27 protein-coding genes are annotated in these 25824 nt (G+C 67.1%); 10 read left to right on the top strand and 17 right to left on the bottom strand.

Features of this window, described 5'->3' with window-relative positions:
* Position 1 precedes the first annotated feature (1 nt).
* On the bottom strand, positions 2-283 hold the full coding sequence (locus KBY93_RS07065; RefSeq protein ID WP_094555567.1) for a 2Fe-2S iron-sulfur cluster-binding protein: 282 nt from the start codon (positions 281-283) through the stop codon (positions 2-4).
* 221 nt (positions 284-504) lie between these two features.
* Here KBY93_RS07065 and KBY93_RS07060 point away from each other — a divergent pair, with 221 nt between their 5' ends.
* The 5 genes from KBY93_RS07060 (at position 505) to KBY93_RS07040 (ending at position 5822) form a co-directional block, all read left to right on the top strand.
* A complete protein-coding gene (locus KBY93_RS07060) occupies positions 505-1656 on the top strand; it encodes an NAD(P) transhydrogenase subunit alpha (protein ID WP_255093581.1) in 1152 nt (383 codons plus the stop codon).
* A complete protein-coding gene (locus KBY93_RS07055) occupies positions 1653-1949 on the top strand; it encodes an NAD(P) transhydrogenase subunit alpha (protein ID WP_094555566.1) in 297 nt (98 codons plus the stop codon). Before KBY93_RS07060 ends, KBY93_RS07055 begins: the two co-directional genes overlap by 4 nt.
* The gene (locus tag KBY93_RS07050; RefSeq protein ID WP_255093580.1) at positions 1949-3364 is read left to right on the top strand and encodes an NAD(P)(+) transhydrogenase (Re/Si-specific) subunit beta; all 1416 of its coding nucleotides are present in this window, start codon (positions 1949-1951) and stop codon (positions 3362-3364) included. Before KBY93_RS07055 ends, KBY93_RS07050 begins: the two co-directional genes overlap by 1 nt.
* A 655-nt stretch (positions 3365-4019) precedes the next feature.
* Positions 4020-5285, top strand: coding sequence for a DEAD/DEAH box helicase (locus tag KBY93_RS07045; protein ID WP_255093579.1), 1266 nt, complete (start codon positions 4020-4022; stop codon positions 5283-5285).
* A gap of 384 nt (positions 5286-5669) precedes the next feature.
* A complete protein-coding gene (locus KBY93_RS07040; protein WP_255093578.1) occupies positions 5670-5822 on the top strand; it encodes a hypothetical protein in 153 nt (50 codons plus the stop codon).
* Between the two features lie 213 nt (positions 5823-6035).
* Here the strand turns inward: KBY93_RS07040 and KBY93_RS07035 are convergent, their stop codons facing one another.
* The 11 genes from KBY93_RS07035 to KBY93_RS06985 all read right to left on the bottom strand — a co-directional run bounded on the left by KBY93_RS07035 (position 6036) and on the right by KBY93_RS06985 (position 16357).
* A complete protein-coding gene (locus tag KBY93_RS07035; RefSeq protein WP_255093577.1) occupies positions 6036-7091 on the bottom strand; it encodes a methionyl-tRNA formyltransferase in 1056 nt (351 codons plus the stop codon).
* A gap of 24 nt (positions 7092-7115) precedes the next feature.
* A complete protein-coding gene (locus KBY93_RS07030) occupies positions 7116-8507 on the bottom strand; it encodes a TldD/PmbA family protein (protein ID WP_255093576.1) in 1392 nt (463 codons plus the stop codon).
* Positions 8508-8509: 2 nt separating this feature from the next.
* Positions 8510-9943, bottom strand: a complete 1434-nt coding sequence (locus tag KBY93_RS07025; protein ID WP_255093575.1) for a TldD/PmbA family protein — start codon at positions 9941-9943, stop codon at positions 8510-8512.
* A 41-nt stretch (positions 9944-9984) separates the two neighbouring features.
* The gene (gene acsF, locus KBY93_RS07020) at positions 9985-11076 is read right to left on the bottom strand and encodes a magnesium-protoporphyrin IX monomethyl ester (oxidative) cyclase (RefSeq protein ID WP_255093574.1); all 1092 of its coding nucleotides are present in this window, start codon (positions 11074-11076) and stop codon (positions 9985-9987) included.
* Between the two features lie 104 nt (positions 11077-11180).
* Positions 11181-11630, bottom strand: coding sequence for a DUF2996 domain-containing protein (locus KBY93_RS07015; protein WP_255093573.1), 450 nt, complete (start codon positions 11628-11630; stop codon positions 11181-11183).
* Positions 11631-11706: 76 nt separating this feature from the next.
* On the bottom strand, positions 11707-12228 hold the full coding sequence (locus tag KBY93_RS07010) for a hypothetical protein (RefSeq protein ID WP_255093572.1): 522 nt from the start codon (positions 12226-12228) through the stop codon (positions 11707-11709).
* 38 nt (positions 12229-12266) lie between these two features.
* On the bottom strand, positions 12267-12890 hold the full coding sequence (locus KBY93_RS07005; RefSeq protein ID WP_255093571.1) for a flavin prenyltransferase UbiX: 624 nt from the start codon (positions 12888-12890) through the stop codon (positions 12267-12269).
* A gap of 3 nt (positions 12891-12893) precedes the next feature.
* Positions 12894-15149 (bottom strand): ribonuclease R family protein, encoded by a 2256-nt coding sequence (locus KBY93_RS07000; RefSeq protein ID WP_255093570.1) that lies wholly within the window; start codon positions 15147-15149, stop codon positions 12894-12896.
* 95 nt (positions 15150-15244) lie between these two features.
* A complete protein-coding gene (locus KBY93_RS06995; protein ID WP_255093569.1) occupies positions 15245-15529 on the bottom strand; it encodes a TMEM165/GDT1 family protein in 285 nt (94 codons plus the stop codon).
* 16 nt (positions 15530-15545) lie between these two features.
* Positions 15546-15956: a TMEM165/GDT1 family protein gene (locus KBY93_RS06990; protein ID WP_255093568.1), complete on the bottom strand. Its 411-nt coding sequence runs from the start codon at positions 15954-15956 to the stop codon at positions 15546-15548.
* Positions 15953-16357: a YkgJ family cysteine cluster protein gene (locus KBY93_RS06985; RefSeq protein WP_255093567.1), complete on the bottom strand. Its 405-nt coding sequence runs from the start codon at positions 16355-16357 to the stop codon at positions 15953-15955. Before KBY93_RS06985 ends, KBY93_RS06990 begins: the two co-directional genes overlap by 4 nt.
* Positions 16358-16473: 116 nt before the next feature.
* On the opposite strand from KBY93_RS06985, the gene psb30 reads away from it, so the two are divergent.
* Positions 16474-16581, top strand: coding sequence for a photosystem II reaction center protein Ycf12/Psb30 (gene psb30, locus KBY93_RS06980; protein WP_006170631.1), 108 nt, complete (start codon positions 16474-16476; stop codon positions 16579-16581).
* 6 nt (positions 16582-16587) lie between these two features.
* Here the strand turns inward: psb30 and recJ are convergent, their stop codons facing one another.
* On the bottom strand, positions 16588-18396 hold the full coding sequence (gene recJ / locus KBY93_RS06975; RefSeq protein ID WP_255093648.1) for a single-stranded-DNA-specific exonuclease RecJ: 1809 nt from the start codon (positions 18394-18396) through the stop codon (positions 16588-16590).
* 141 nt (positions 18397-18537) lie between these two features.
* Here recJ and KBY93_RS06970 point away from each other — a divergent pair, with 141 nt between their 5' ends.
* The 3 genes from KBY93_RS06970 to KBY93_RS06960 are packed head-to-tail and all read left to right on the top strand — an operon-like array spanning position 18538 to position 20650.
* Positions 18538-19314 carry an HAD-IA family hydrolase gene (locus KBY93_RS06970; protein ID WP_255093566.1) on the top strand — a complete coding sequence of 259 codons (777 nt, stop codon included), beginning with the start codon at positions 18538-18540 and terminating at the stop codon, positions 19312-19314.
* Positions 19311-19655 carry a DUF565 domain-containing protein gene (locus tag KBY93_RS06965; protein ID WP_255093565.1) on the top strand — a complete coding sequence of 115 codons (345 nt, stop codon included), beginning with the start codon at positions 19311-19313 and terminating at the stop codon, positions 19653-19655. The genes KBY93_RS06970 and KBY93_RS06965 overlap by 4 nt, the downstream gene beginning before the upstream one ends.
* Positions 19652-20650: a phosphoribulokinase gene (locus KBY93_RS06960; RefSeq protein WP_255093564.1), complete on the top strand. Its 999-nt coding sequence runs from the start codon at positions 19652-19654 to the stop codon at positions 20648-20650. The genes KBY93_RS06965 and KBY93_RS06960 overlap by 4 nt, the downstream gene beginning before the upstream one ends.
* A gap of 157 nt (positions 20651-20807) precedes the next feature.
* On the opposite strand, the gene rpmF is transcribed toward KBY93_RS06960, so the two are convergent.
* Entirely contained in the window at positions 20808-20987 is a 180-nt protein-coding gene (rpmF, locus tag KBY93_RS06955) for a 50S ribosomal protein L32 (RefSeq protein WP_255093562.1), read from the bottom strand.
* Between the two features lie 204 nt (positions 20988-21191).
* Here rpmF and ftsH point away from each other — a divergent pair, with 204 nt between their 5' ends.
* On the top strand, positions 21192-23000 hold the full coding sequence (gene ftsH, locus KBY93_RS06950) for an ATP-dependent zinc metalloprotease FtsH (protein ID WP_255093647.1): 1809 nt from the start codon (positions 21192-21194) through the stop codon (positions 22998-23000).
* 29 nt (positions 23001-23029) lie between these two features.
* Here the strand turns inward: ftsH and KBY93_RS06945 are convergent, their stop codons facing one another.
* From KBY93_RS06945 to thrC, 3 genes are all read right to left on the bottom strand, one after another.
* A complete protein-coding gene (locus KBY93_RS06945) occupies positions 23030-24010 on the bottom strand; it encodes a cupin (RefSeq protein ID WP_255093561.1) in 981 nt (326 codons plus the stop codon).
* A gap of 105 nt (positions 24011-24115) precedes the next feature.
* Complete coding sequence (locus KBY93_RS06940; protein WP_094556518.1) at positions 24116-24391, bottom strand: MoaD/ThiS family protein; 276 nt, start codon at positions 24389-24391, stop codon at positions 24116-24118.
* A gap of 61 nt (positions 24392-24452) precedes the next feature.
* Positions 24453-25739, bottom strand: coding sequence for a threonine synthase (gene thrC, locus KBY93_RS06935; RefSeq protein ID WP_255093559.1), 1287 nt, complete (start codon positions 25737-25739; stop codon positions 24453-24455).
* Positions 25740-25824: the final 85 nt, after the last annotated feature.

Raw genomic sequence — 25824 nt, 5'->3', positions numbered from 1 at the left:
CTCAGAGGTCGTCTTCGACGTTTGGCTTGATCGTGCAGTCGGCGAGGGGGTAGCTGACGCAAAGCAGCGCGAAGCCCTCGGCGATCTGCTCGTCATCGAGGAAGCTCTGATCGGATTGATCAACGCTGCCCGAGAGGATCTTGCCGGCGCAGGTGCTGCAGGCCCCGGCGCGGCAGGAGTAGGGCAGATCGATTGACTGCTCCTCGGCGGCATCGAGGATGTACTGATCGTCGGGGCAACTGAACGACTTGCCGTCTTCCAGGGTGATGGTGAAGGAGGCCATGGCTGGGGATCAGCTCAGGATTGCCCACACTTGCTAGGCAACGCGTGCCCGCTGTGGGGTAGCCCTCGTGACAGTGGGCTGCCATCGCCACGGCAGACGGGGCCGAACCAGCGCCTGTGTGGTGGCTTGAACACAACGTCCAATGCTGACTTGCGCCCCTCCCGCGCTCTGTCCATGAATAGGGATAGTGAGGATCGCCGGAGTCGTCTGTGGTCAGGGTCTTGGTTCCTGCGGAAAGCCGGGGTGGGGAGAGGCGTGTCGCCGCCACACCGGAGACGGTGCGCCGCCTGGTGGCGAAGAACTCCGAGGTGTTCATCGAATCGGGCGCAGGTCTGGAGGCCGGATTCAACGACGAGGTCTTCATCGAAGCTGGTGCCTCGATCGTGGTCAAGGGCTGCTCCGACACCTGGAGCGCCGCCGAAGTGGTGCTTTGCGTGCAACCGCCCCTTCAGGACCATGAAGGTGGCAGTGGCGGGCTTGAGCGGCTGGCTTCCGGCTCCCTGCTGGTGGGTCTGCTGGATCCCTATCTGAACCGGGCTCTGATCGAGCGCCTCAACAGCCGTGGGCTCTCGACCCTGGCCCTGGAGTTGCTGCCGCGCATCAGCCGCGCCCAGTCGATGGATGTGCTCTCTTCCCAGGCCAACATCGCCGGCTACAAGGCGGTGCTCCTGGCGGCCGCTGAACTGGATCGCTTCTTCCCGATGCTGATGACCGCCGCCGGCACGGTTCAGCCAGCCAAGGTGTTGGTGCTCGGGGCCGGTGTGGCCGGTCTGCAGGCCGTAGCCACCGCCCGCCGCCTCGGCGCGATGGTGAAGGTGAGCGATGTGCGGGCGGCCGCGAAGGAACAGGTGGAATCCCTGGGGGCACGCTTCATCGATCCCCCCAGCCGGGAGGCCCCGGGTGAAACCGGCGGCTATGCCCGCGAGGCCGGAGCTGCCTTCCTGGAGGCACAGCGCCAGCAGCTCACCACACACCTCTCCGAAGCCGACGCTGTGATCACCACTGCCCAGGTGCCTGGCCGGCCCGCGCCACTGCTGATCACCGAGGAGATGCTCAAGGCGCTGCGCCCCGGATCCGTGGTGGTCGATCTGGCCGTGTCGACCGGCGGCAACTGCGCCGGCAGCCAGCCGGATCGCACCGTCGAGATCGGCGGGGTGCGCATCATCGGCTCCTCCAACCTGCCCGCTTCGGTTCCCCACCACGCCAGCGCCCTCTACGCGCGCAACCTGGCGGCTTTCCTCGAGCCCCTGTTCTGCGACGACGGCCTTCAACTCAACCCCGAGGATCCATTGCTTGACCCCTGCCTGATTTCCCATCAGGGCGCCTGCCGTAGGCCCGAACTGTGGCCCAGCCTCGAAGAGGTGACGGCATGAGCGTTCCTCTCAGCGGCACCTCCGCCCTCTGGGTGCTGGTGCTCGGCAGCCTGCTTGGGCTTGAACTGATCGGCAAGGTGCCTCCCACCCTGCACACCCCGTTGATGTCAGGAGCCAATGCCATCAGCGGTATCACCCTGCTAGCGGCCCTGGCACTGATCGGTGAGGCCCCCACCCCGGCCCTGAAGCTGATCGGTGCGGTGGCCCTTGGTTTTGCCCTCTTCAACGTGGTGGGCGGCTTTCTCGTGACTGACCGGATGCTGGCGATGTTCCGCCGCAGGGAGGCGAACTGATGGTTGAACTCTCGATCGAACTGGGCTCGGTGCTGCTGCTCGCCTTCGGGCTCAAGGGCCTGGCCAAGATCCGTACGGCCCGCACCGCCAACGGCCTCGCCGCCCTGGCCATCGGCCTGGCGGTTGTCGGACTGCTGCTGCAGCAGGGTCTGGGCGGCTGGCCCTGGATGCTGCTGGGGCTGGCCGTCGGCGGAGGCCTCGGGGCTGTGCTTGCCCTGAGGGTGGCGATGACCTCCATGCCCGAAACGGTGGCACTCTTCAATGGCTGCGGCGGCATGTCGTCGCTGCTGGTGGCGATCGGTGCGGTGCAACTGCCCACGCCGCTGAACCTGGTGGGCCAGGTGTCGGTCCTGGTGTCGGTCCTGGTGGGTGCGATCACCTTCAGTGGCTCGCTGGTGGCGATGGGCAAGCTGCAGGAGTGGCTGGGCACACCCGGCTGGACCCTTAGGCCCCAGCGCCATGCGGTGAACATCCTTCTGGCAGTGGCCTGCTTGGTCTGCTGCGTGCTGGTGCTCAAGGGCATGGCGGTGGCCCTGATCCCCCTCACCGTGCTGTCGCTGCTGCTGGGAGTGGGCCTCACCCTTCCCGTTGGCGGCGCCGACATGCCGGTGGTGATCTCCCTGCTCAATTCCTATTCAGGAGTGGCTGCTGCTGCCGCTGGTTTCGTGGTGGGCAGTGAGCTGCTGATCGTGGCGGGCGCCATGGTGGGAGCGGCCGGTCTGATTCTCACCCAGGTGATGTGCACGGCCATGAACCGCTCACTCACTTCGGTGCTGTTCGGCGGCGCCCTGGGAGCCGGGTCGAGCGACGCCGGTGATGGCGCCGGCGGACGTGAGGAGTACACCAACGTCACCTCCTGCAGCCCGGAGGAATGTGCCCTCACCCTGGAGGCGGCTGAGCGTGTGATCTTCGTGCCCGGCTATGGACTGGCCGTAGCCCAGGCCCAGCACAGCCTCAAGGAGCTCGCCCGCCTGCTCGAGCAGCACGGCATTGAGGTGCGCTACGCCATCCACCCGGTGGCCGGCCGGATGCCCGGGCACATGAATGTGCTGCTGGCTGAGGCCGATGTGCCTTACGACCAGCTGGTGGAGATGGATGACATCAACCCCGACTTCCCGCGCACCGATGTGGTGATCGTCCTGGGGGCCAATGATGTGGTCAACCCGCGAGCCAAGAGCGACCCGGCCAGCCCTCTGTACGGCATGCCGGTCCTGGAGGTTGATCAGGCCCGCACTGTGTTTGTGGTCAAGCGCAGCCTCGGCTCCGGATACGCCGGCATCCGCAACGATCTGTTCGAGCTGCCCCAGACCTCGATGGTGTTCGGGGACGCCAAGCAGGTGCTGCAGAGCCTGCTCCAGGAGCTGCGCTCCATTGGTGTGGGCAAGGTTGCTGTCGGCTCTGGCAGCGCCCGCTGAGCCAGAGGCACTTCGCCTCCTTACTCAGGGCAGGCCGGCCACCTGGGCCTGCCAGCTCCCTCTGATTGCCCCGTGGGTCTGCTTTTGGCGGCGGCTCCACGGGGCTTTTTCTTGCAGGAGTGCTGACCATGGCGCAGCCAGTTCCCTCAGGGCCATGGCCGCATCGATCAGCACGACCGCAGCCCAGACCAGCAGCATGAGCAACTCTCTGCCTGTGTCTTCGCTCAGCTGTGGCTGCCTGGCCTGTGCGGGTGTCGGCAGAACAGTTGTCGCCTGAACTGCTGAGTCCTGAACTGGTCGAGGAAACACCGAACTCTCCGCACCCGCTTCAATCACAACCCCTGTGGTAAGCAGGGCCTGGCTCGCTTTCCAGGATGTCGGTGGATGCCGCCGCCAGTAGGCAGCCTCTGCAGTGCCTGGACGACCACGGCTGGAGAAGGTGGGAATCATCGCCGCATCAAGACATGGATCCCAGGGTCTGGCCGCTGTTCTCATCGTCACAGCCCCGTTCTCTTAGGGTAAGCGTCTTCCGAGGACTGCTCCGATTTCCCGTCTGACCCACCCAGCTCCGGGAGAGGAGCAGATCAGCCCGACCGTTTCAGGGGCAGATCCAGCCGCCTCCGGAAGCCCGGTCCAGGATTTCGCCTCCTTCGGGTTGTCCGAGCCACTGCTCAAGGCCATCGCGCTAAAGGGCTACACCTGTCCGTCACAGATCCAGGTGCAGTCGATTCCGGCCGTGCTCAGCGGCCGTGATGTGATGGCCGCCGCCCAGACCGGGACCGGCAAGACAGCCGGGTTCACGTTGCCGATGCTGGAGCGGCTGCGCCACGGGCCCCATGCCCGCAACAACCAGGTGCGCGCCCTTGTGCTCACCCCCACCCGCGAGCTGGCGGCCCAGGTGGCAGAGAGCGTCCAGGCCTATGGCCGCTTCCTCGACCTGCGCGGCGATGTGGTGTTCGGTGGCGTCAAGGTCAACCCCCAGATGCAGCGGCTGCGCCGCGGCGCTGATGTGCTGGTGGCCACCCCCGGCCGCCTGATGGACCTCTACCAGCAGAACGCGATCCGCTTCGACCGGCTCGAGATCCTGGTGCTTGATGAAGCCGATCGCATGCTCGACATGGGCTTCATCCGCGACATCCAGAAGATCCTGGCCCTGCTGCCGCCCAAGCGCCAGAACCTGCTGTTCTCCGCCACCTTCAACCCCTCGATCCGCAAGCTTGCCCACGGGCTTCTTCACCAGCCCGTGCAGCTGCAGGCCACCCCCGAGAACAGGGCGGCCCCCTTGGTGGAGCAGGTGATGCACCCCTGTGACATGGCGCGCAAGGGCGATCTGCTCTCCCACCTGATCCGCAGCAACGACTGGCAGCAGGTGCTGGTGTTTTCGCGCACCAAGCACGGCGCCAACCGGCTGGCGGAACGCCTGAGCCAGGAGGGCGTGGCCGCTATGGCCATCCACGGCAACAAGAGCCAGGGTGCCCGCACCAGGGCCCTGGCCAGCTTCAAGAGCGGTGAGCTGCGGGTGCTGGTGGCCACCGATCTGGCCGCTCGCGGCCTCGACATCGAGCAGCTTCCCCACGTGGTGAACCTGGATCTGCCCAACGTGGCAGAGGACTACGTGCACCGCATCGGACGCACCGGGCGGGCCGGCCAGAGCGGCCATGCCCTCTCCCTGGTGGCTGCCGAGGAACACGAATTGCTGCGGGCGATCGAGAAAGTGATCGGCAACTCCCTGCCCCGGGCGGAGATCCCCGGCTTCGAGCCCACCATCCTTTCAGCCCCCCCCCTCGACCTCAGTGGTGGTCGGGGCAAGGGCGGCCGCCGTGGCTCCGGCTCCCCAGCCCCCAGGCGCAACAGTCCCCGCAGCAGCTCTCCCCGCAGCCAGCCGCTCTCGCGCGAAAGCCGGCCCCGGGGTCGGGGCTGATCTGGGGTTGGCAGATTCAACAAACCTGAGCTGATTGAGTAGCCCGATTTCTCCGGATGCCCGGCATCAGCTCCTCCTACCCGGACCCAGGTGGATGGTTCGGATGAGGCAACCCGTCTGACCCCATCAGATCCCCCGCCTGTGCCCACAGTTGCGCTTCGCGGATAAGCACCGGGCCGCCCCGGTTGCTACAACCGGGCCGAGCCATGGGCCAGCTCCAGCTCCGTGAATGCATAGGCCGAGGGCCTGCGATTCCGGCAGGGAGATGAAGCCCGTCCCCCTGCCCTGGTTTAACTCTGGTGGCGGCCAGCGCGGCGAAGCAGCAGCACAAGCTGGGGAAGAGGCTGAACGGGCGGTCGCGTACCACCTGGTCTGGTCTCGTCCATGGGCCTCCATGCCTCGCCCCGTTGCTCGCTCACCAGCCTGCGGCCAGCCATTCAGCAGCGCCGCCTCGGCGTTGCCAAGGGGAGCTTTCGTGTGCCGGCCTCAATCGACGACGACAGCCCGCTGATCCTCGACCTTTTCGAGCAGCCCTGATGTGGATCCTGCTGGACACCCATGCCTTCCACTGGGCCATAGCGGACGACGCACGGCTTGGTCCGATCAGCCGAGAGCTGATCGATTTCTGCCTGGACGGCCTGCCACCCCACCACCGGGATCCTTTCGACCGCCTGCTGATCGCCAGGCGATCAGCGAGGACCTCACCCTCCTCAGCGCCGATGCCGTCTTCAGCTCCTACGCAGCTCAGCTTCAGCCCAGCCTCTCCCCTACAGATGCATTCAGCTGTTGGAGTAACGCCTGACCCTCGCTGGCCCCCTTTCCCTCCAGCTGAGCCTCGCGGATCAGCAACGGGCAACCGGCCGTGGCCACCACCACGCCAGTCCGTTCAACCAGCTCAAGCACCGTGCCGGGCGCAACTGCCGCGCTATCACCTGAAGCCTCGCCAGCAGGGGCCGCCTCCGCCGGCAGGCCCCAGCGTTCCGCCAGTGCTGTCCCCTCGGGGCTGAGCTGATCGGCCAGACGCCCGACCAGCGGTTCGCTGGCCAACAGCTTCAGTCGCTTGCCCCGCCAGCTGGTGTAAGCGCCAGGGTGCAGGCCCAGCACGCGCCGGTGGATGGTCAGGGCTGGGGCGTCCCAGCAGATCGCGTAGTCGTCTTTCTGCAGCAGGCGCGCATAGGTGATGCCCTCCTCCCCCTGGGGCCGCACGCCCAGCCGCCGCCAGCGCTCGGCCTCAGGGCCAGGTCCGGCGGCGGCAATCCGCGGCATGGCCTCCACTATCAACTCAGCGGTTAGCTGGCTCAGACGCGCCCCCAGTTGCGTCGCGTTCTCGAGCAGGCCGATCGTCAGACGCCGCTCCAGCAGCACCGGTCCTGTGTCGAGGCCTTCCTCCATGGCCATGATCCCCACGCCGGTCTCAGCGTCGCCTTCGATCAGACACCACTGAATCGGGGCGGCGCCGCGCCAGCGGGACAGCAGCGAACCGTGTCCGTTCCAGCAGCCCAGCGGCGGCACGGCCAGCACTTCGTGTGGCAGCAGTTGTCCGAAGGCCACCACCACGGAGGCCTCTGCCCCCATGGCCGCCAGCTGGGCCTGCAGCTCGGGTTCACGCCGGATCCTGCTGGGGGTGAACACCGGCAACCCCAGCTCCAGGGCTCTCGCCTTGACCGGCGAGGGCACCAGAGCCGAGCCCCTGCCGCGGCGGCGATCGGGCTGGCTCACCACCCCCACCAGCTCATGGCCCGCCGCCATCAACGCCTCAAGGCTGGTCACCGCGTAGGCCGGGGTGCCCCAGAACAGGATCTTCATCCCCTGATCCTCAGGCCTCAGCCCTCAGGCGTCGCCGGTGATCGAGAGTTCATCCACCCACACCAGAGGGCAGATCCCATCGGGGGTGACCTTGGCTTGCCCCTCGAAGCCCACCAGGCCCTTGAGCACGGCGCGAATGTCGCCGGCCACGGTGGCGGCTTCGATCGAGCGGGCTTCACCACCCTGGATCAACCAGCCATCGAAGGGGAGGGAGAACGATCCCTGACTGGCCTTGACGCCGGCGTGCAGGGCCGAGAGGGAATCAATCCAGACGATGCCGTCCTGGCTGAAGCGATCGAGGTTCGCCGCTCCCGCCTGCTCGCCTGTGCTGCCAGCCGGGCCGATCTCGAACCAGTGCGGTCCCACCGACACCTTGGCCCCCAGGCCGGCATGGCCTGTAGGGGCCACACCGAAGGCGCGGGCGGTGGCTTCCGAGTGCAGGAAGTTCCGCAGGATGCCGCCCTCCAGCAGAGGCAGCCGTGCCACGGGTGTGCCCTCACCATCGAAGCTGGTGGCGCCGATGTTGCCGGGGTGCAGACCGTTGTCGTGGATGGAGAGGAAGGGCACTGCCAGCTGGCTGCCGAGGGAGTCGCGCTGACTGAGGCTGACGCCATCGAGCACGGCGCGGGCATTGAACAGGCCGCTGAAGGCGCCGATCAGATCGAGGAAGGCTTCAGGGCTGAACACGCAGGTGTAGCGGCCGGTGGCGATCGGGGCGTAATCGAGATGCTGGATCGTGCGTTCCGCCGCCTCTTCGATGCAGCCGGCCACGTCCAGCTGCTCGGCGCCGTATGCCAGCCTGACGGCACCACTGCTGCGGGGTTTGCGGCCGTCTTCCTCGGCGCGTGCGTAAAGGTAGAGGCTGGCCGTGCTCAGCTGCTGCTCGCGGCAGGCCCCCTCGCTGTTGAGGTAGATCCGCTGGCTGCTGCGCTGGGCCAGACCGTTGTAGGGAACGGTGCTGATGGCGGGATGGCGGCCCAGCAGCTCGGCTTCGGCTTGCTTGAGGGTGTCCAGCAGCTCCAGGATGCCCCTGGGTTCACTGATGGGCTGCTCCAGCTGGGCCAGGGGAGCCGTGGCCAGGGGCGAGAAGCCTGGGCTGTCGTCTGGATTGCCGTAGGTGCTTGCCTCACTGGCGCCGGCCAGGGCGCGGGCCAGGCCAGCGGGGGAGAGATCGGAGGTGCTGGTGATGCCCACCAGACCGTCGCTGTTCCAGGCCCTGACGGTGATCGAGCTGCGCTGGGCTCCCTTGAGCTGCTTGGCTTCACCCCGGTCCACCTGTACGGAGGTGTCGGTGCTGCAGGCCGCGCCCAGATCCCAGCGGCTCACCCCCAGCTCCGTGGCCAGGGATTGCAGCTGCCCTGCCAGATCACTGGCATGAAGGGCGCTGGGGCGGGCGGTGATGATGTCGGTCCGCATGATCAGCGCCCCCCCACGGTGATGGTGTCAACCTTGATGTGGGGCTGACCGACGGTCACGAAGATGCTGCCGCTCACCGAGCCGCAGAAGCCCGCGGCCAGCTCCAGATCGTTGGCGCACATCGAGATGCGGGGCATCACCTCCTTGGCCTCGCCGATCAGGGTGGCCCCCTTGACCGGTTTGGTGAGCTGGCCGTCTTCGATCAGGTAGCCCTCTTCCACGGCGAAGTTGAACTGGCCGGTGGGACCCACGCTGCCTCCCCCCATCGACTTGCAGTAGAGCCCACGGTCCACCGAGCCGATCAGCTGCTCGGGGGTATGGGGGCCGGCGGCGATGAAGGTGTTGCGCATGCGGCTGGCGGCGGCGAAGTTATGGCTCTGGCGCCGACCACTGCCGGTGCGGGCATGGCCGGTGCGCAGCTCGCCGGCGCGGTCGGAGATGAAGCGCTGCAGTATGCCGTTCTCGATCAGCACCGTGCGCTGGGGCTCCATGCCCTCGTCGTCCATCGAGAGGCTGCCGAAGGCCCCGTCACTCAGCCCTTCATCCACGGCGGTGACCGCCTCATGGGCGATTGTGTCGCCCACCTTGTCGGCGAAGGGGGTGGTGCCCCGCTCCACCTGGGTGGTTTCCAGCAGATGGCCGCAGGCTTCGTGGAAGATCACCCCGCCGAAGCGGTTGGCGAGTACCACGGGGTAGTTGCCGGCCTCCACGTAGTCGGCGTAGAGCATCGAGCGGGCGCTGCTGCAGAGATCGATCGCAGAGGCTTCCGCATCCCACTGGCGCAGGTCGTCCGGACGACCGGAGCTGCCGTAGCGGCGACCCAGGCTGGCGCGATGATCGCCATCGGCCGCCAGAGCGTTGATCCCCACCGACTGGTGCAGCCGGATGTCACGGGCGAAGGTCCCGTCGCTGGCGGCCACCAGCACCTCCTGCCAGTCGCGGGCATAGCTGCCGCGGCGGGCCTGGAGATGATCTCCGTGGCGATTGAGCAGGGCCGTCGCCTCCAGCAGCCGTGCCGTGGATTCATCCAGGCCTGGGCACTGCCTTAACCAGTTCTCCTTGCTGGCCCCGTGGTCGCGCAGGGCGGCCAGGCCATCGAAGTGATGGGCGCCGAGGTTGGCGCGAGTTAGGCCGAGCATCCCCAGGGCCTGATCCAGGGCCTGCAGCAGACCGACCTCACTCAGGTCGTTGGTGGAGACGAAGCCGTCTTTGTCGCCCAGGAAAACCCGCAGACCAGCACCGCGACCGAAAGCCGGACTGACGTTGGTGATCCGCTCCTGCTCAGCCAGCAGCCCGATGTGGTCGGTGCTCTCGATGAACACCTCCACCAGGCTGGCTCCGGCTGCCGCACCTGCGGCCAGCACGGTTTCAAGCCGGTCACGCCAGCGTTGATCGAGGCTGTCGCCTGTCAGGGACGTGGTTGGAGTGGCGAGCAAGACGGGTTAAGTGAGGGCCGCCAGGCTAGCCACGCAGACCCTCAACGCACGGCGGGTTGGAACTCCTCGCTGCGGATCGGTGCCATCAGGAACAGCTTGGCCATCTCCAGCCCATTGGCCATCCAGTAGGGGAGCTTGCGCAGGGCCCTGATCGGGGCCGGGCCGCCGCTCGCATCGGCATCACTGAGGGCGGCGTTATTGGTGACGATCCGCTCCAGGCGCGTATAAAACTTGGGATGCTCCACGTTGAGCACCACAGGAAACACGCGCGCCGATGTTTCGTTGGTCTTGGCGATCACCATCTTGTCGTACTCGCGGGCATCCAGGCCGAGTGCCTCGTAGAACTCCTTGCGGGCCACATCGCGCACATACATGGTGGCGAACACCGCCAGCAGGAAGAAGCGGCACCACAGCCTGGCCTGCAGTCCACGGACTGTGTCGGGCTGGGCCTTCATCAGGGCATCGAAGAAGTCGCCGTGGCGGTTCTCGTCCTGGCACCAGTTCTCGAAGAAGTTGAAGATCGGGAAAATCTTGCTCTCCGGATGCTTCTGCAGGTGGCGGTAGATGGCGATGTAGCGCCAGTAGCCAATCTTCTCGGAGAGGTAGGTGGCGTAGAAGATGAACTTCGGTTTGAAGAAGGTGTATGACTTGTTGGCGGTCAGGAAGCCGAGATCCAACTGCAGGCCGAAATCACCCATCGACTTGTTCAGGAAGCCGGCATGGCGGGCTTCATCGCGGGCCATGTGCGCAAAGCACTCGGCCAGCAGGGGATTCTTTTCCTTGATCCGGCGGCTCAGCTCCTTGTAGAGGAGGAATCCGGAGAACTCGGAGGTGCAGCTCTGCTCGAGGAACTCAACGAACACCTTGCGGGTTTCGGGATCAAGCTTGTCAGCGGCGCCCTCGAACTCCTCGTTGCGCACGAAGTGGTGGCGGTTGTAGTCCTTGCGGAACTCCTCGCAGATCGCTTCAAGCTCCTGCTCGTTGGGCCGCAGGTCCATGGCGGCCATCGCCTCGAAATCCGTGGTGTAGAAGCGTGGGGTGAGGATCGTGTCCTTCACCGGCTCCTTGAAGGCCTTGGCCTCGGCGGCATTGGTGCCACGGGTGGCGGTGGGCGCAGCGACGGGGGGCACCATGCGTGCAGGACAGTGGAGTGGTCAGCGCATCGTAGGTGGGCTTTCAGCGCACCCGGCCGGGATGTAAAGCCCCCGCAGCCAGGTCGTTGCGCTTGAGGGGGCGCTCAGTTGGGACCCAGCCACTTCTGGCTGTTGAGCCTGGAGACCACACGCGAGATCAGCAGTGCCAGGGTCGTCTTCTTCTCGTCGATCAGAAACGACTCCAGCAGGCTGGGATCGCTGCCCGTCTCCGCCAGGGCGAAGGTCTTGGCTGAGCTGATGCCGGCCTCGGTGAAACAGAGCCAGAAACGTCGGCCACCAGGGAAGGTTCCCAGCACCATCCAGCAGGGGCTGCCCACCACCGGCATCGGCCCCTGCTCAAAGCTCAGCTGGGGGGCGTCACCGCCGAAAGCATTGATCTCCTTGATCAGGGCCGGCAGGAATAGCTGGGGGATGAATTCGCCGAACGGCTTGTCTTCTGGCGCCGGCGGCTTGACCTTGACGGCCGCCGGGGCTGGTTTGCTGGCGGCGTCGGCCTTGGTGGGATTCGGTGCGGGGCTGGCGGAATCGCTCACGGGCTGGAGCCTCAGCTCGAAACACTGCAGCCGACTCTAGGCATCTCCGGTTGCGGGGCTGTCCAGTTACTCAGCTTCACCAGTCGTCGCTGGAAGGTGTGTCCCAGCCCTCGGCGTCGCCGTTGCCGGGGCTGGGCGTTGCGGCCGCTGCTGCCGGTGCAGCTGAAGCTCGACCCGGAGCCTCAGCACTGCCGGTGCGCAGGACCCTGAAGGGCACCGAGACGGTGGGTGGTGGGTCCTGGGGCGCGCGCTCGGGGCCCGCGTACCAGGCGGGAGCTTCCTGCCGCGCAGGCCTGGCCCGTGGTTCGGGCATTCCCTCCCAGGGTTCCTGTTCACGCCGGTCGCCGGCGCCGAAACTCTCAACTGATCGACGCCTCAGCAGCTGATCCCCCGGTTGCTGCAGGGCCAGGGCCGTGAGTCCGGCGCTGATAGCGGCTCCACCGCTTGCGACCAGAGCCATCCAGATCCCGATCGGCAGGGCCGGGGAGGTCCAGATCAACAGCCGCAGGCGGCTGGCGGGGGTGGGGTTCAGGGCCGCCACCAGCAGCACGGCCAGCAGCGGGGCCAGCAGAGGCATTAACAGGAGGCGTTGCAGCACGGTGGGGATCAGTCCGGGAATCAGACCGGTGGGCGGACTCAGATGCTGGCCGCGGCGGCCACCGGGCCATCCCAGCGGCGCAGGGAGCCGAGGTCGTAGCCAAGGCAATCGAACACCCGGATAACCAGAAAGTCGACCATCTCCTCCAGGGTGGTGGGGCGGTGATACCAGGCGGGAATCGGTGGAGCGATGCGTGCACCCGCCTCCGCCAGGGCCGTGAGGTTGCGCAGGTGAACCAGGCTCCAGGGCATTTCCCGGGGAGCGATCACCAGGGGCCGTCCCTCCTTGAGATGCACATCGGCCACCCGCTCCACCAGATCTAGGGCCACGCCGCTGGCGATCCGCCCCACCGTTCCCATGCTCGCCGGCAGGATCACCATGCCGCGGGTGCGAAAGCTGCCACTGGCGATTGCTGCTGCCTGATCGTTCCAGCGGTGACAGCGCAGCTGGCCCGTTGTCACGCCCGTGCGCTCCCGCCAGAAGCGGACCTGGAGATCGGGTTCGGCGGGAATGCGCACCCCCTGCTCTGCCAGCCAGACCCCCAGGGCACCGCGACTGGCCACCAGCTCAACCGTTTCACCCGCCTCGAGCAGCAACTGCAGACCGCGCTCCGCCAGCGGCATGGCGGAGGCACCCGTGACCGCCAGCACCACCGGATCCATCGCTCAGTCCTCCCCCTCGCCGCTCTCCTCGTCGTCCTCAGGCAGAAGCACAACCAGATCGATCTGATGGCGCAGCGCATCGACGTTCTGGATCTGCACGTCCACCTGATCGCCAAGCATGTAAGTGCGGCGGTTCTTGCGGCCCACCAGGCGGTTCTGGCGCGAGCGGTATTCGTACCAGTCGTCCTTGAGTGAACTCACGTGCACCAGTCCCTCCACCTGGGAGGGGGGAATCTCCACGAAGAACCCGTAGCTCTGCACGCCGCTGATCACACCGGTGAGGGTCTGACCCACCAGGGGTTCCGCCGCCCGGGCCTGGGCCATGGCCAGCAGGTCGGACTCCACCTCGGCGGCAAAGCGGACCCGGCCGTTCAGCCGCTGCAGCATCGAATCACTGCGCCCCTGCTGCAGCTCGGAGAGCTGTGTGGGGGTGAGCAGGGGCCAGTCGATGGCACCGTGGCAGCTGGCGCTCGCCAGGTCGACCCGGGTCTTGTGGCGAACGCTGGGGCGATCCTTGCCCTCGGTGAGCAGGAGCACCAGCAGCTGCTGATTCCAGAGATCGGCGTAGTGCAGCGAGGGCAGGCACCAGGGTGCGTAAGCCGTGGGTTCACCAGCCAGCACGTGGACCTCGGCGCTGGCGCTCAGCTGGATCGGGGAGGTAACCTCACTCAGCTGACGCTGCAGCACGCGGCTGCGATCGGTGGCAGCGAACGTGGCCGCCAGGTCACGCGGGGCGGGGGCATTGCCGTCTTCGCTTAGCTCGACTTGGATGTCGAGGCCCAGAGCCACCTTGGCCACCTCGTTGATCTCAGTGCCATCGGCCGGCGGGTTGACCGCAAACAGGGCCGGCAGCCCTAGGGCAAAGAGATGGGCGCCGAGGGCGCGGTTCGCGAGGATCACCAGCTCCCGCAGCAAGGCGGTGGGCTGGTGGTCGGGCAGCTGCACCATCCAGCCCTGGCGACGTTCCTCAGGAGCGGGGATGCTGAGGTCGCCAAGGGAGTCGAGGCTGGGGCGCGGCAGATCCAGTTCAAGGGAGCCGCGCTCCAGTCGGTGCTGGCGCAGCAAGGCCGCCACTTCCAGCAGCCGCTCAAGCTGGGGGAGCTGGTCCTTGATGGGCTTGAGCGCCGCCGGCACGGTGCGGGCCTTGGGCTTGCGCTCCGCCAGGGCCTGCAGGGCGCTCCCATCGACAACAGCGTCCACCTGAATGCTGGTGAGAGCAAAGCGATAGTCGCTCAGCTCACCTTGTTCGTTGCAGCGCAGCCCCACCGAGACGGCGGCCTGAGCCTCACCGGGTTTGAACGCAGCGGCCTTGCTCAAGGCCGGGCTGAGCAGGGGCAGCCAGCGGCGGCCCAGGCAGATCGACTCCCCCTGCTCCCGTAGCCAGAGGTCGAGGCTCCCGCCGGTGGTGAAGCGTTCCGCGAGCGCCGGCACGTGGATCCACAGGCGCAAGCCCTCATCGCCGTCCTCCAGGGAGATGGCGGGCAGGATCGGGGCGTCGGCGCCGCTCCAGCCATTGATCACCAGGGTCGGCAGAGCCGTCAGGTCGGTGCGGTCCTTATCACTGGGGGCCTTGAGGCTGGAGCGCGGCGCTGCCGGCCGCTGGCGCAGACCGTGCTTGGTGAGCAGCAGATCCAGGTCGGCTTCCTCGCCGCCGTTGATCGGCAGGCGCCGCTCCACGTGGCCCAGCGGCGGGAACTGCGCCACTGGATAGCGGTCGAGCAGCACTTCCACCACCGACTGCTTCTCGGGGTCCAGGTAGCTGGCGTCTGAGCTCGGCAGCTCCACCGAGGTCAGCAGACGGTCGTCGAGGGGCACGGCCAGGAGCCGGTCGTCCTGCTGCTCCACCTGGGCCAGGAGGTGGGTGGTGGCCCGCTCCAGGATGCATTGAACGCCACCCTCAGGGGAGCGGCGGCGCCCCCCCTCACGGGTTATGCGCACCAGCACCCGATCGCCGTTCCAGGCGTGGTTGAGCTGGTGATCGCGAATGTAGATATCCTCACCGCCGTCTTCGCGCAGGGCGAAACAGAAACCTTTGCTGGAGCAGCGCAGGCGAGCTTCGATCAGGGTGTCGTCCTGCCGCCGCTGGATGCCGTCCTCGGTTTCCACCAGCACCCCCAGCCGGCTCAGGCCCTCCAGGGCGATGCGCAGCTGCGACTTGTCCGGCTTGAGGCTCAGGCCCAGCGCTTTCTCGAGCTTGGCCACCGGCAGGGCATCGGCGGCAGGGAGCTGGTCGAGCAGATGGGCGACCGTGAACTTCATTAAAGGCAACGCGGAGTTGGAGGTGAGACGCGCGGCATGAAGCCGGCAGGGGCGTGCAGCGAAGCCCCGGGGCATCGATGTCTCCACCCACAACTTTACGGAGCGTCGGTTCCTGAGCGCAGAATCAGCCTCAGGCCGATCACCAGGAAGCCCAGGGAGGCAGCCAGCTGAAGGGCATCGGGTGGGATCAGACTGGACAGCGAGCCTCCCGCCAGGGCCCCCAGCAGGCTGGCGAGCACCAGGGCGCCAGCACTGCCGAGAAAGACGGCCAGCGTGTTGTTGGAGGTACCGCTGATCGTCACGATCGTGAGCTGGGTCTTGTCACCCAGTTCGGCCACGAACACGGTCAGGAAGGTGGAGGCCAGGAGAGGGAGCTGCATGGCTTGCCGCGGGGGCTCAGGGAGTCGAAAGATCGAGGACGGGCTGGAGCAGACCGAAGGTGGCCTGACCCCCCAGCCAGAGGCCAAGGGACATCATCAACACCCCGGAGATCCGCTCCAGACGCTTGGCCGGCAGCACCGCCGCCAGCCAGCGTCCCAACAGCACCCCCGCCAGGCTGGAACAGATAAGCGCCAGGGCGGCCCCGGCGAACACCACGCCGGGCCTACCGGACTCAGCTGAGAGCAAAAGCGCCGCCAGCTGGGTCTTGTCGCCCAGCTCGGCGAGAAAAACCGTGGTGAAGGTGGTGGCGGCCACCGCCACAAAATCCGACGACTCCGGGGTCTCAATTTCATGGTTAGCGCTGGCCTCGGGGCTGGCGCCGGTCTCCGGGCTGGCGCTGGAATCGGGATCGACGGGGTCGCTCATGTCTGGTTCTGGAGCTCGCTGGGGATCGGGGCCGCAGGGAGGCCACCAGGCTGACGGGTGGCCCGCTCGAAGCGACGCATCACAACCGAGCGACCCCCATATTCCTCGCGGATCTGCTGCTGGCAGCAGGCGATCGCAAAGGCTTCCCCCTGCTCGAGTGGTATTGCGAACAGCTGGGCGAGGGCGCCCACCCGGCAGAACTCGGGCCGATCGGCGTAGATGCGGCAGGTTCTCGAGCCCGTGTTGAAGTGGCGGCACCAGCCGTCGGCCCCCACCATCGAGAGGTACAGCTGGCGCTGCTCCTCACTGAGGGCGTCGAGTGCTTCGCCCCGTTGCTCCGGGTCAAGACGGCAGCAGGCGCCGCAGCCGCTGATGCAGCTCCAGTGGGATCCTGCGCCCATCCGATCTGCTCCAACGGCTGTGACAAGGCGTCACAGTGGCATGGGGACGGCGCTGCCGGGGGCCTGGGCGACCCGTACGCTGATTCCTCGAATTCCTTTATCCGAGCGCCGCATCCATGGGAATCGATTTCCATCTGATCGCCAACTTTCTGGCGCTGGCCCTGATCACCCTGGCGGGCCCGGCCGTGATCTTTATCCTCTTCTACAAACGCGGCGCCCTCTGATCGGGCTCAGGCCTGAAGCCCAAGGGCCAGGGCTGCCTCATCGATAAGTGCCCGCACATAAGCAGGCTGATCCAACGCCGGGAGCTCCACATGGAGTTCCCGGCCTTCTTGATTGCGGATCAACACGCCATCACCCTGAAGCCGGCACCAGTAGGAACGCTGGCGACGTTTGAGCAGCACATCTCCGCCACCACTGCCGCGCAGTCCCACCAGGTCCAGTTGCAGGCGCTCCTCCCCCTGCCAGCTGTCGCTGCGCAGGCGGTAGGCCACATCCACCAGCTCCGGCACAGTGCCCTCTCCCTGCCAGCGCCAGGCAATTGCCCGCAGGCGGCTGCCCTGTTGCTCCAGCTCCAGTTGAAGGTGGCCGCCGCGCAGCAGCCGCTGGCTGAGCACCCGGCAGGAGTTGCTCCAGAACGTCGGTGTCGGCAGCCCCGCCCCCAGGGGCTCCAGCCGCTGCAGGTCGCGCCAGAAGCCACGGCCGATTCGGTTCAGGGCCAGGCAGGCTTCCGGCTCCACCGGCGAGCCGCCGCCCCGGTCGCCAAGCCAGCTGGCCGCCAGGCCGTTGAGCTGGTCATGCAGATCCGCCAGCCGCTCGGCTTTGACGGTGAAGCCGCCGGCGGCGGTATGGCCGCCATAGCGCTCCAGCAAGGCGCCGCAATGGCTCAGGGCCTGATCTACCGCAAACCCCCTGGGTGCCCGCACCGAAGCCCTCAGCCTGCCGCCCCCTTCACCGGCGAGCAGGGCCACGGGCAAGCCATAACGCTCCACGAGCCTGGCGGCCACGATGCCGATCACGCCGTGATGCCAGTGAGTCTGGGCGAGAAGCACAAAGGGGCTGGGCTCGGGGCCATCGGCCTCCACCAGGGCCACCGCCTCCGCCTCGATTGCCTCACAGAGCTCTCGCCGCTGACGGTTGAGGGTCTCGCAGTCCTGAGCCAGGGCCATGGCGCGGTCGCGGTCGGCGGTGGTCAGCAGATCCACAACGAGCGCCGGATCGCCCAGCCGCCCCACGGCATTGATGCGCGGCGCCAGTTTGAATGCCACCGCCGTGGCATCGAGGGGCTCCTCCCCCAGCCCGGCCAGCCGTTGCAGCGCCTGCAGGCCGGGCAGTGGTGATGCATGCAGATGCCTGAGGCCATCCCGCAGCCAGCGCCGGTTGACCCCCAGCAGGGGGGCCATGTCGGCCACCGTGCCGATGCAGAACAGATCCAGGGCCATGGCAGTGGCGTCGGCGCGACCCAGTTCCGTGGCCAGCACCATTGCCAGCAGATAGGCCAGCCCGACCCCCGCCAGGCCCCGGTAGGGGGAGCCCACAGGGGTGCAGGCGGGATGGAGCAACGCCAGATAAGGCGGGGGCTCGGCGGGCAGGCTGTGGTGATCGGTGAGGATCACCTCCAGCCCAAGATCCCGGGCTCGATCTAGGGCCTCCCGGGCGGCTATGCCGTTGTCGACCGTGACGAGCAGGCGTACCCCCTCCCCCCAGAGGCGTTCCACCATGCCGGCATTGAGGCCGTAACCCTCCTCCTGGCGGCTGGGGATGGCGGCCTGCGGCCGGGCCCCCAGTCGCTCCAGCACCCCTACCAGCAGGGCTGTGCTGGTCATGCCGTCGGCGTCGTAATCGCCGCAGATCGCCACCGGCTCCGCCACGGCGCAGGCCCGCACCAGCCGCTGCACCGCCACGCTCAGATCGGCGAAGTGCAGCCGGGGATCGGGGGCGGCGGGTGGCTCCAGCAGCTCGGCGATCGCCTCTGGGCTGTCGAAACCCCGCCGGCGCAGCACCGCCAGCAGTTCCGGGGGCAGGCCCAGGGCCGCCATCCCCCTGGCCTGGGCTTCATCCTCGATGGTCGGCAGGGGTGCTGGCAATTGCCAGCGTTGCTCGGGCGGAGTGAAGGGCAGGGGAACCTCGGGGATCGGGACTCATTCTGATCGGCTGGCCCCAGCTCCTAGCCTGGGTCGATGCAAGTCCGTGCCGCCCAGGGTTCCCTGCGCGCCCTGCTCTGGGACGTGGACGGCACGCTGGCCGAAACTGAACTTGACGGCCACCGGGTCGCCTTCAACCGGGCCTTTGCGGAGCTGGGTCTCCCCTGGCAGTGGGACCGCTCCACCTACATTGAGTTGCTGGCGATCAGCGGCGGGCGTGAGCGCATGCGCTGGTTTTTCCTGCACCAGCAGGGAAGGGAGCCTGAGGCGTCGTTGCTGGAAGCGTTGCACAAAAGCAAGCAGAACCACTACCGCGAGCTGGTGGTGGCTGGCGAGGTGCGGCTGCGGCCCGGGGTGCGGCGCCTGATCGAGGCGGCGGGGGCGGCCGGTCTTCAGCAGGCGATCGTCACCACCAGTGGCCGCGAAGCGGTGGCCGCCCTGCTGGAAAACCAGCTCAGGCAGCAGAGCCGGCTGCTGCCGCTGCGGATCTGCGGAGAGGACGTGAGCGCCAAGAAACCAGATCCTGAGGCCTACGCCCTGGCTTTGCAGCGCCTGGATCTTGACCCCGCCCAGGCGGTGGCCCTTGAGGATTCCCTTGCAGGACTGGCGGCGGCCACCGCAGCCGGTCTGCGCTGCCTGGTGACCCTCAGTGCCGCCTTCAGCCAGGCCTCAGCCTCGGTGTTCAGCGCCGCCTCCAGCCTCACCGATGGCCTGGGTGAGGTCACGGCGCCCGCGAAGGTGCTGCGGGGCCCCGCTTGTGCCGGCGGCCTGATCACGCTCTCCTACCTGGAGCAGTTGCCACCAGTGCCATGAGCCCGTTGCCCGTGCAATCCACCCGCCTGCAGCAGGCCCTGGAGAGCAGCGGCCGCACGGCCCTTTCCGGATGGCGTGGTAACTGGCGCCACCGCAGCCTGGCGCTGCTCGCCCTCCTGCTCGGCTTGTTTGCCGGCAACAACGTCACCTCCTTTGTGCTCTACCAGTTCGGACCACGCCCCCTGGCAGTGCTGCTGCTGGTGGTGCTGGTTGAACTGGTGGCTCGCCTGCGCAGCCACTTGGTGCGCGGTGAACCCTCCCTGGGCTGGGTGCTCTGCGACAACCTGCGCATCGGTGTGGTCTATGCCGTGGTGCTGGAAGGGTTCAAGCTCGGCTCGTGAGCGGCCGCTCCTGGCCCTGGGGCTTTCCGCCGGAGCCTCACCGCCAGCTGCTGATCGGCTGCGGCGTGCGTGATCCCCTCGCCTGGGAGCAGGAGTGGCAGCAACGTCTCGGCGCCTGGCAGGGGCCGCCCCATCCCAGCCTGCTCTGGGGCCTCGTCCTGCCCCTGCTCAGCTGCTGCCTCTCCAGATCTGGAGGCGGGGAGGCGGGCTGGTGCCCCCCGCTGTTGATCGGGCTGAACGGGCCGGTGGGGGCAGGCAAGACCACCATCGGCCGGGTGCTGCAGCAGCTGGCCCCCAGCCTCGGCCTGCGCCTGGCGGTGGTCTCGATCGATGACGCCTACCTCCCCTTTGAGCTGAGGCTGCAGCGGCTGGCGGGCAATCCCTTCGGGGTGAGCCGCGTTCCGCCCGGCAGCCACGATCTGCCCCTGTTGCTGGAGTGCCTGCGGCGCTGGCGCTCGGGAGAGCCGTTGCAGCTGCCCCGTTTTGACAAACGCCTGCGCGCCGGCCAGGGGGATCGGGCCGGCTGGCAACGCTTCGAGGCCGTCGACGTGCTGGTGCTGGAGGGCTGGCTGGTGGGCTGCCGGGCCCTGGGGGAAAACGCTCTCTCCAGGGCGATGGCGAGGCCTTTGAAGGAGTGGAGCAGCCCCCTGAGTGCTGCTGAACTGGCCTGGCTGCCCCGCTGGGAAAGGGAGTTGCAGGCCTATCAGCCGCTCTGGGATCAGCTTGATGGGCTCTGGCTGCTCAGGCCCAGCCGCTGGAGCCTGCCGTTGCGCTGGCGCCTTCAGGCCGAAGCATGTCAGCGCCGATCAGCCGGCCAGGCACTCCAGGCTTCAGAAGTGGCTTCCATGGTGAGAGCCACCCTGGCTTCTCTGCCCCCTGAGCTCTATCAGGACTGCCTGGCGGCAGCACAGCCTGGATCCTCTGGTACCAACGCCGTGATCAGACTCGATGGCCAGCGACGCTGCATCTGGAGTGGGCCGGCGGAGCAAACGTAGTGGCCTGGCTCTCGGACCAAGGGACCCTGAACCAGGTGGAATGCAAATCAGGTCAGCTTTGGTGAAGCCGATCGAGCTGCCGCTGTGATCCTTACGGTGTCCGATCAGAGTGATCTCCGATCGGGGTTTTGTCCGATCGGTGTGATCTGAGCAGGGCTCAGCTCTCGGCGTCTTCGGCGGATTCGTCGATCGGATATACGAAGCCCTGGGCCCGGCCACTCAAGACTGCCTTGCCCAGAGACATGGCCTTTCGAGCGGCAACGGTTGCCTTCGCCTTCCAGTGGGCATGGCGCTGGTTGCGCTTGCCCTTGGAGGTTTTCTTCTTGGGAACAGCCATCCCGCGCGATCAACCAAACAACGATCTTCCGTTGTCGTGAGGCCTTTCGTCAAATCGCTAAGCTCATTCCAGAAGCAGAACCCTGTGAGCAGCCCGCGTCCGGTGCTCCCTCTTTGGCCAGAGGGTACCCCTGCTGTCCTGGCCGCGGCACCGGCCCAGCCGGAGGCCACTCCCTCCCCAACCCCGACCAGGGAGGGGGGTCTGATGGGCCGCCTGGTGCGACAGCCCGAACCGATTCCGTCTTACAGCGAGCTGCTCACCCTGATCAAGGGGGGCACGATCAAGGAGCTGGAGCTCTCTCCCCGGCAGCGGGAGGTGCAGGTCCAGTTCAAGGACGGCCGCAGCATCCGGGTGCCTGTCTTCGCCAACGATTCGCTGTTGCTGCGCACGGCCGAGCAAAGCCGCGTTCCGCTCACGGTGCGCGATGACCGCCAGGACGACGCCACCGCCGGGCTGTTGGTGAACGTTCTGCTGGTGGTGCTGCTGCTGGGTGGACTCACCTTGCTGCTGAGACGCTCCTCCCAGGTGGCCAGCAAAGCGATGGGCTTCGGCCGCAGCCAGCCCCGCCTGCAGCCGGAGGGCTCGGTGGGCGTCCGCTTCGAAGATGTGGCCGGTATCAATGAGGCCAAGGCTGAACTTCAGGAGGTGGTGAGCTTCCTGCGTCAACCGGAGCGGTTCACCGCGCTTGGAGCCAAGATCCCCAAGGGGGTGCTCCTGGTGGGACCGCCTGGAACCGGCAAGACCCTGCTGGCCAAGGCGATCGCAGGCGAGGCCGGGGTTCCCTTCTTCTCGATGGCCGCATCGGAGTTCGTGGAGCTGTTCGTGGGGGTGGGTGCCAGCCGGGTGCGTGATCTGTTCAAACGGGCCAAGGAGAAAGCCCCCTGCATCATTTTCATTGATGAGGTGGACGCGGTCGGACGTCAGCGCGGCGCCGGCATCGGTGGCGGCAATGACGAGCGGGAGCAGACCCTCAACCAGCTGCTCACCGAGATGGATGGCTTTGAGCAGAACTCGGGCGTGATCCTGATTGCGGCAACCAACCGCCCGGATGTGCTCGATGCGGCCCTCACCCGCCCGGGGCGCTTCGACCGCCAGATCCAGGTGGACCTGCCCGACCGCCTGGGCCGCGAAGCGATCCTGGCGGTTCATGCCCGCAGCCGCCCCCTCGATCCCTCAGTGTCGCTGAGCACCTGGGCGGCGCGCACACCCGGCTTCTCCGGGGCCGATCTGGCCAATCTGCTCAATGAGGGCGCCATTCTCACCGCCCGCCGCCAGCGCAGCAGCATCGACGACCAGGCGCTCAGCGACGCCCTGGAACGCATCACCATGGGCCTGGCGGTTGCCCCTCTGCAGGACAGCGCCAAGAAGCGCCTGATCGCGTACCACGAGATCGGTCACGCCCTGCTCAGCACTCTGGTGCCCCACGCCGACAAGCTCGACAAGGTGACCCTGCTGCCCCGCTCCGGTGGTGTAGGCGGCTTTGCCCGCACCATGCCGGATGAGGAGATCCTCGATTCAGGACTGATCAGCAAGGCCTACCTGCGGGCCCGGCTGGTGGTGGTCATGGGTGGCCGCGCCGCTGAACTGGTGGTCTTCGGTCCGAGTGAGATCACCCAGGGTGCCTCCGGTGATCTGCAGATGGCCACCCGCATCAGCCGGGAGATGGTGACCCGCTACGGCTTCTCTCCCCTCGGTCAGGTGGCCCTGGAGGGGGATGGCCATGAAGTGTTCCTGGGCCGTGATCTGATCCATACCCGCCCCAGTTACGCCGAATCCACCGGCCGTCAGATCGACCTTCAGGTGCGTCAGCTCTCCCAGCAGGCCCTGGACCAGGCGTTGGCTCTGCTGCGCCCCAGACGTGCCCTGATGGATGAGTTGGTCGACCGCCTCATCGAGCAGGAAACTCTCGGAGGCGACGATTTCCGCGCCATCGTTGACAGTTTCGAAGCCAGCGGGGCTTCTCCTGCTGAGGCTGGTTCCCAGGCGGCCCTGCCGGTGGCTGGCCACGCCTGAGCCAGAAACCGAGATCTGGCCAGGGCTGATCAGGTGAAGCGGATGTCGAGGCTGCGCAGATAGGTGTGCAGGGCGGCGTCCTGGATCGGCAGCAGCAAGGCGTCCTCACCGCTTTCGTTCACATGGCCGTGCCAGTGGCCGGGCGGGGTCACGAAGGCCGCGCCAGGCTCCCACTCCATCCTCAGCGGGTTGCGAATCGTGCCGTCAGGATTGAGCTCGGGTCCCGAGAGAGTGGCGCAGCCCGGGGCGCAGGCGATCACCAGGTCCAGGGCCACTGACTGGTGCCGATGGGGGGCCTGAACAGCCCCGGCAGGCACGAGCCCGTACATGGCCCAGAGGGTGTGGGTCACCGTGCGGCTGGCCGGAAGATCGCTGTTGGCCAGCAGCAGGCTGAGCCGGTTGCTGCGGGCGCTGCTGGGATCCGCCGCCAGGGCGGCCAGCTCCCGCCGCAGCCATTCGCCCGGGTAGTGGGTGGCCTCGAAACGGGGCTGATCGGCGCTCACCCCCAGGTGGCTGAGCAGTGGGGCGTCATGGACCCAGTAGAGAACACTCTCCTCGCTGGCTTCCAGCTGGGCCGCCTCGCCGCAGGGCAGCACGAACAGATCCCCCTGGCTCCAGTTCTGATCCACCGCACCGCCCAGGGTGCCCGCCGCCCGCCGGCACCTGCCGGCGCCGCGCCAGACGTAGAACAGGAAGCTGGTGGCGTTGGCCCCGGCGCTGATCGACTCACCGGCCAGGATGCGGATGAAGTTGGCGCTCAGGGCCGGGCTGGTGGCCGGACCACGGCATTCCAGCTCACGGCTCAGATCCAGGGGAAGGATGGCGCTGGGGCCGCTGGCGTGCAGCTCCGGTCCCCAGCGCCCCTCGGGAATCGGCTCGGTGAGGCCCCGTCGCACAGGATTGGCCGCCTGGCGGTAGTCGAAGAGCAGGGCCTTGCCGGCCGGAGCCATCGACAGGGCGGCGCTCTCATCAGGCCGCGGGGCCACCGGGGCTTCGGGAGCTTGGGTCATGGATCCAGCCGCACGGAACGTGCGCTGAGCCTATGGAGGATGCCCACCCCATTGGGTGCTTGCGGTCACACCTGCGCTTTGGGGGCTGTCGTGAACGGAGCCTGATCAGCCGCCGGCCACGGCGGGCACGATGCTCACCTCATCGCCGTCGGCGAGGGCCGTGGCCTGGTTGTCGAGGAAGCGGATGTCCTCGCTGTTCACGTAGACGTTGAGGAAGCGCCGCAGCTTGCCGCTCTCGTCGGTGAGCCTGGCAAGGATGCCGGGGAAGCGTCCTTCAAGAGCCTCGAGCAGCCCGTCGACGCTCGTGGCCTCGAGCTCGACGCTGGATTGATCCGCGGTGAACTTCTGCAGGGGAGTGGGGATCAGAACCTGTATCGCCATGGCGTAAGGGAGAGCGGCGGAGCCGCAGGGAACGGGACGTGGATGGGAGTTGGAAGATGGCTCAGGCGCCGATCGGCTCCCAGCTGGCGCGGTGCAGCGACTGGGCCCGCTCCCAGGCGGCATTGAAGCTGGCGAGCTGGGGTTCGATCGTGTGAGGTTCGCCCACTGAGGAGGCCACGGCTTCGGTGGTCTTGAGGCCGTTGCCGGTGATGTAGGCCACTGTGGTTTCGCCGGGATCGATCTTGCCCTGCTCCACCAGCTTCTTGAGCACCGCGATCGTGGTACCTCCGGCGGTTTCGGTGAAAACGCCCTCGGTTTCGGCCAGCAGTTTGATGCCGTCGATGATCTCCTGGTCACTCACCGCCGAGATCGTGCCCTTGGTGCGGTTGGCCAGGTCGATGGCGTAAGGGCCATCGGCCGGGTTGCCGATGGCGATCGACTTGGCGATCGTATTTGGCTTCACCGGGGTGATGAAGTCGCGGCCCTCGGCAAAGGCCTGGGCGATCGGGCTGCAACCTTCGGCCTGGGCGCCGCTGAAGCGCACGGGCTTTTCGTCGACCAGGCCCACCTTGATGAACTCGTCGAAGCCTTTGCGGATCTTGGTGAAGAGGGAACCGGAGGCCAGGGGGGCCACGATGTGATCAGGCAGTTGCCAGCCCAGTTGCTCGATCACCTCGTAGCCGAGGGTCTTGGACCCCTCGGAGTAATAGGGGCGCAGGTTGATGTTCACGAAGCCCCAGCCGTAGGTGTTGGCCACCTCGGAGCAGAGGCGATTCACCTGGTCGTAGTTGCCCTTCACCGCCATCAGGGTGGGGTTGTAGATGAGGGTACCGAGCACTTTGCCCATCTCCAGATCGCTGGGGATGAAGACGCAGCACTCCATGCCGGCATGGGCAGCGATGGCGGCTGTGGAGTTGGCCAGGTTGCCGGTGGAGGCGCAGCTCACCGTTGTGAAGCCCAGTTCGCGGGCCCGGGTGAGTGCCACCGACACCACCCGATCCTTGAAGGAGAGCGTCGGCATGTTGACGCCGTCGTTCTTGATGTAGAGGTTCCTGAGGCCGAGGCGGCGGGCCAGCCGGTTGGCCTTGAGCAGAGGGGTGAATCCGGTGCCCACATCGATCGGATCCCCCTCGATCGGCAGGAATTCGCGGTACCGCCAGATGGAGGTGGGGCCGGCTTCGATCGAGGCCCGGCTGACCCGGTTGCGGATGGCGTCGTAGTCGTAGACGACCTCGAGCGGGCCGAAACAGACGTCTTCACAGACGTGGCGGGCGCTCGCTTCATAGGGGTGGCCGCATTCCTTGCAGCGCAGGCCCGTGAAGGTGGAGCGGGAGAGGGTGGCGGTCAAGGCCCGACAACAGCTGTGGGTGAAAGCTAGCAGCGCCGGACAGAACGTTCCATTAAAGCCGATCTCCGGGGTCGGGTATTGGGAT

Origin of the sequence: Synechococcus sp. J7-Johnson (assembly GCF_024345795.1) — a bacterium.
Lineage (GTDB): Bacteria > Cyanobacteriota > Cyanobacteriia > PCC-6307 > Cyanobiaceae > Regnicoccus_A.
Note: the sequence above shows the minus strand (reverse complement) of the source record. Positions and strands in the feature narration are given on the sequence as shown.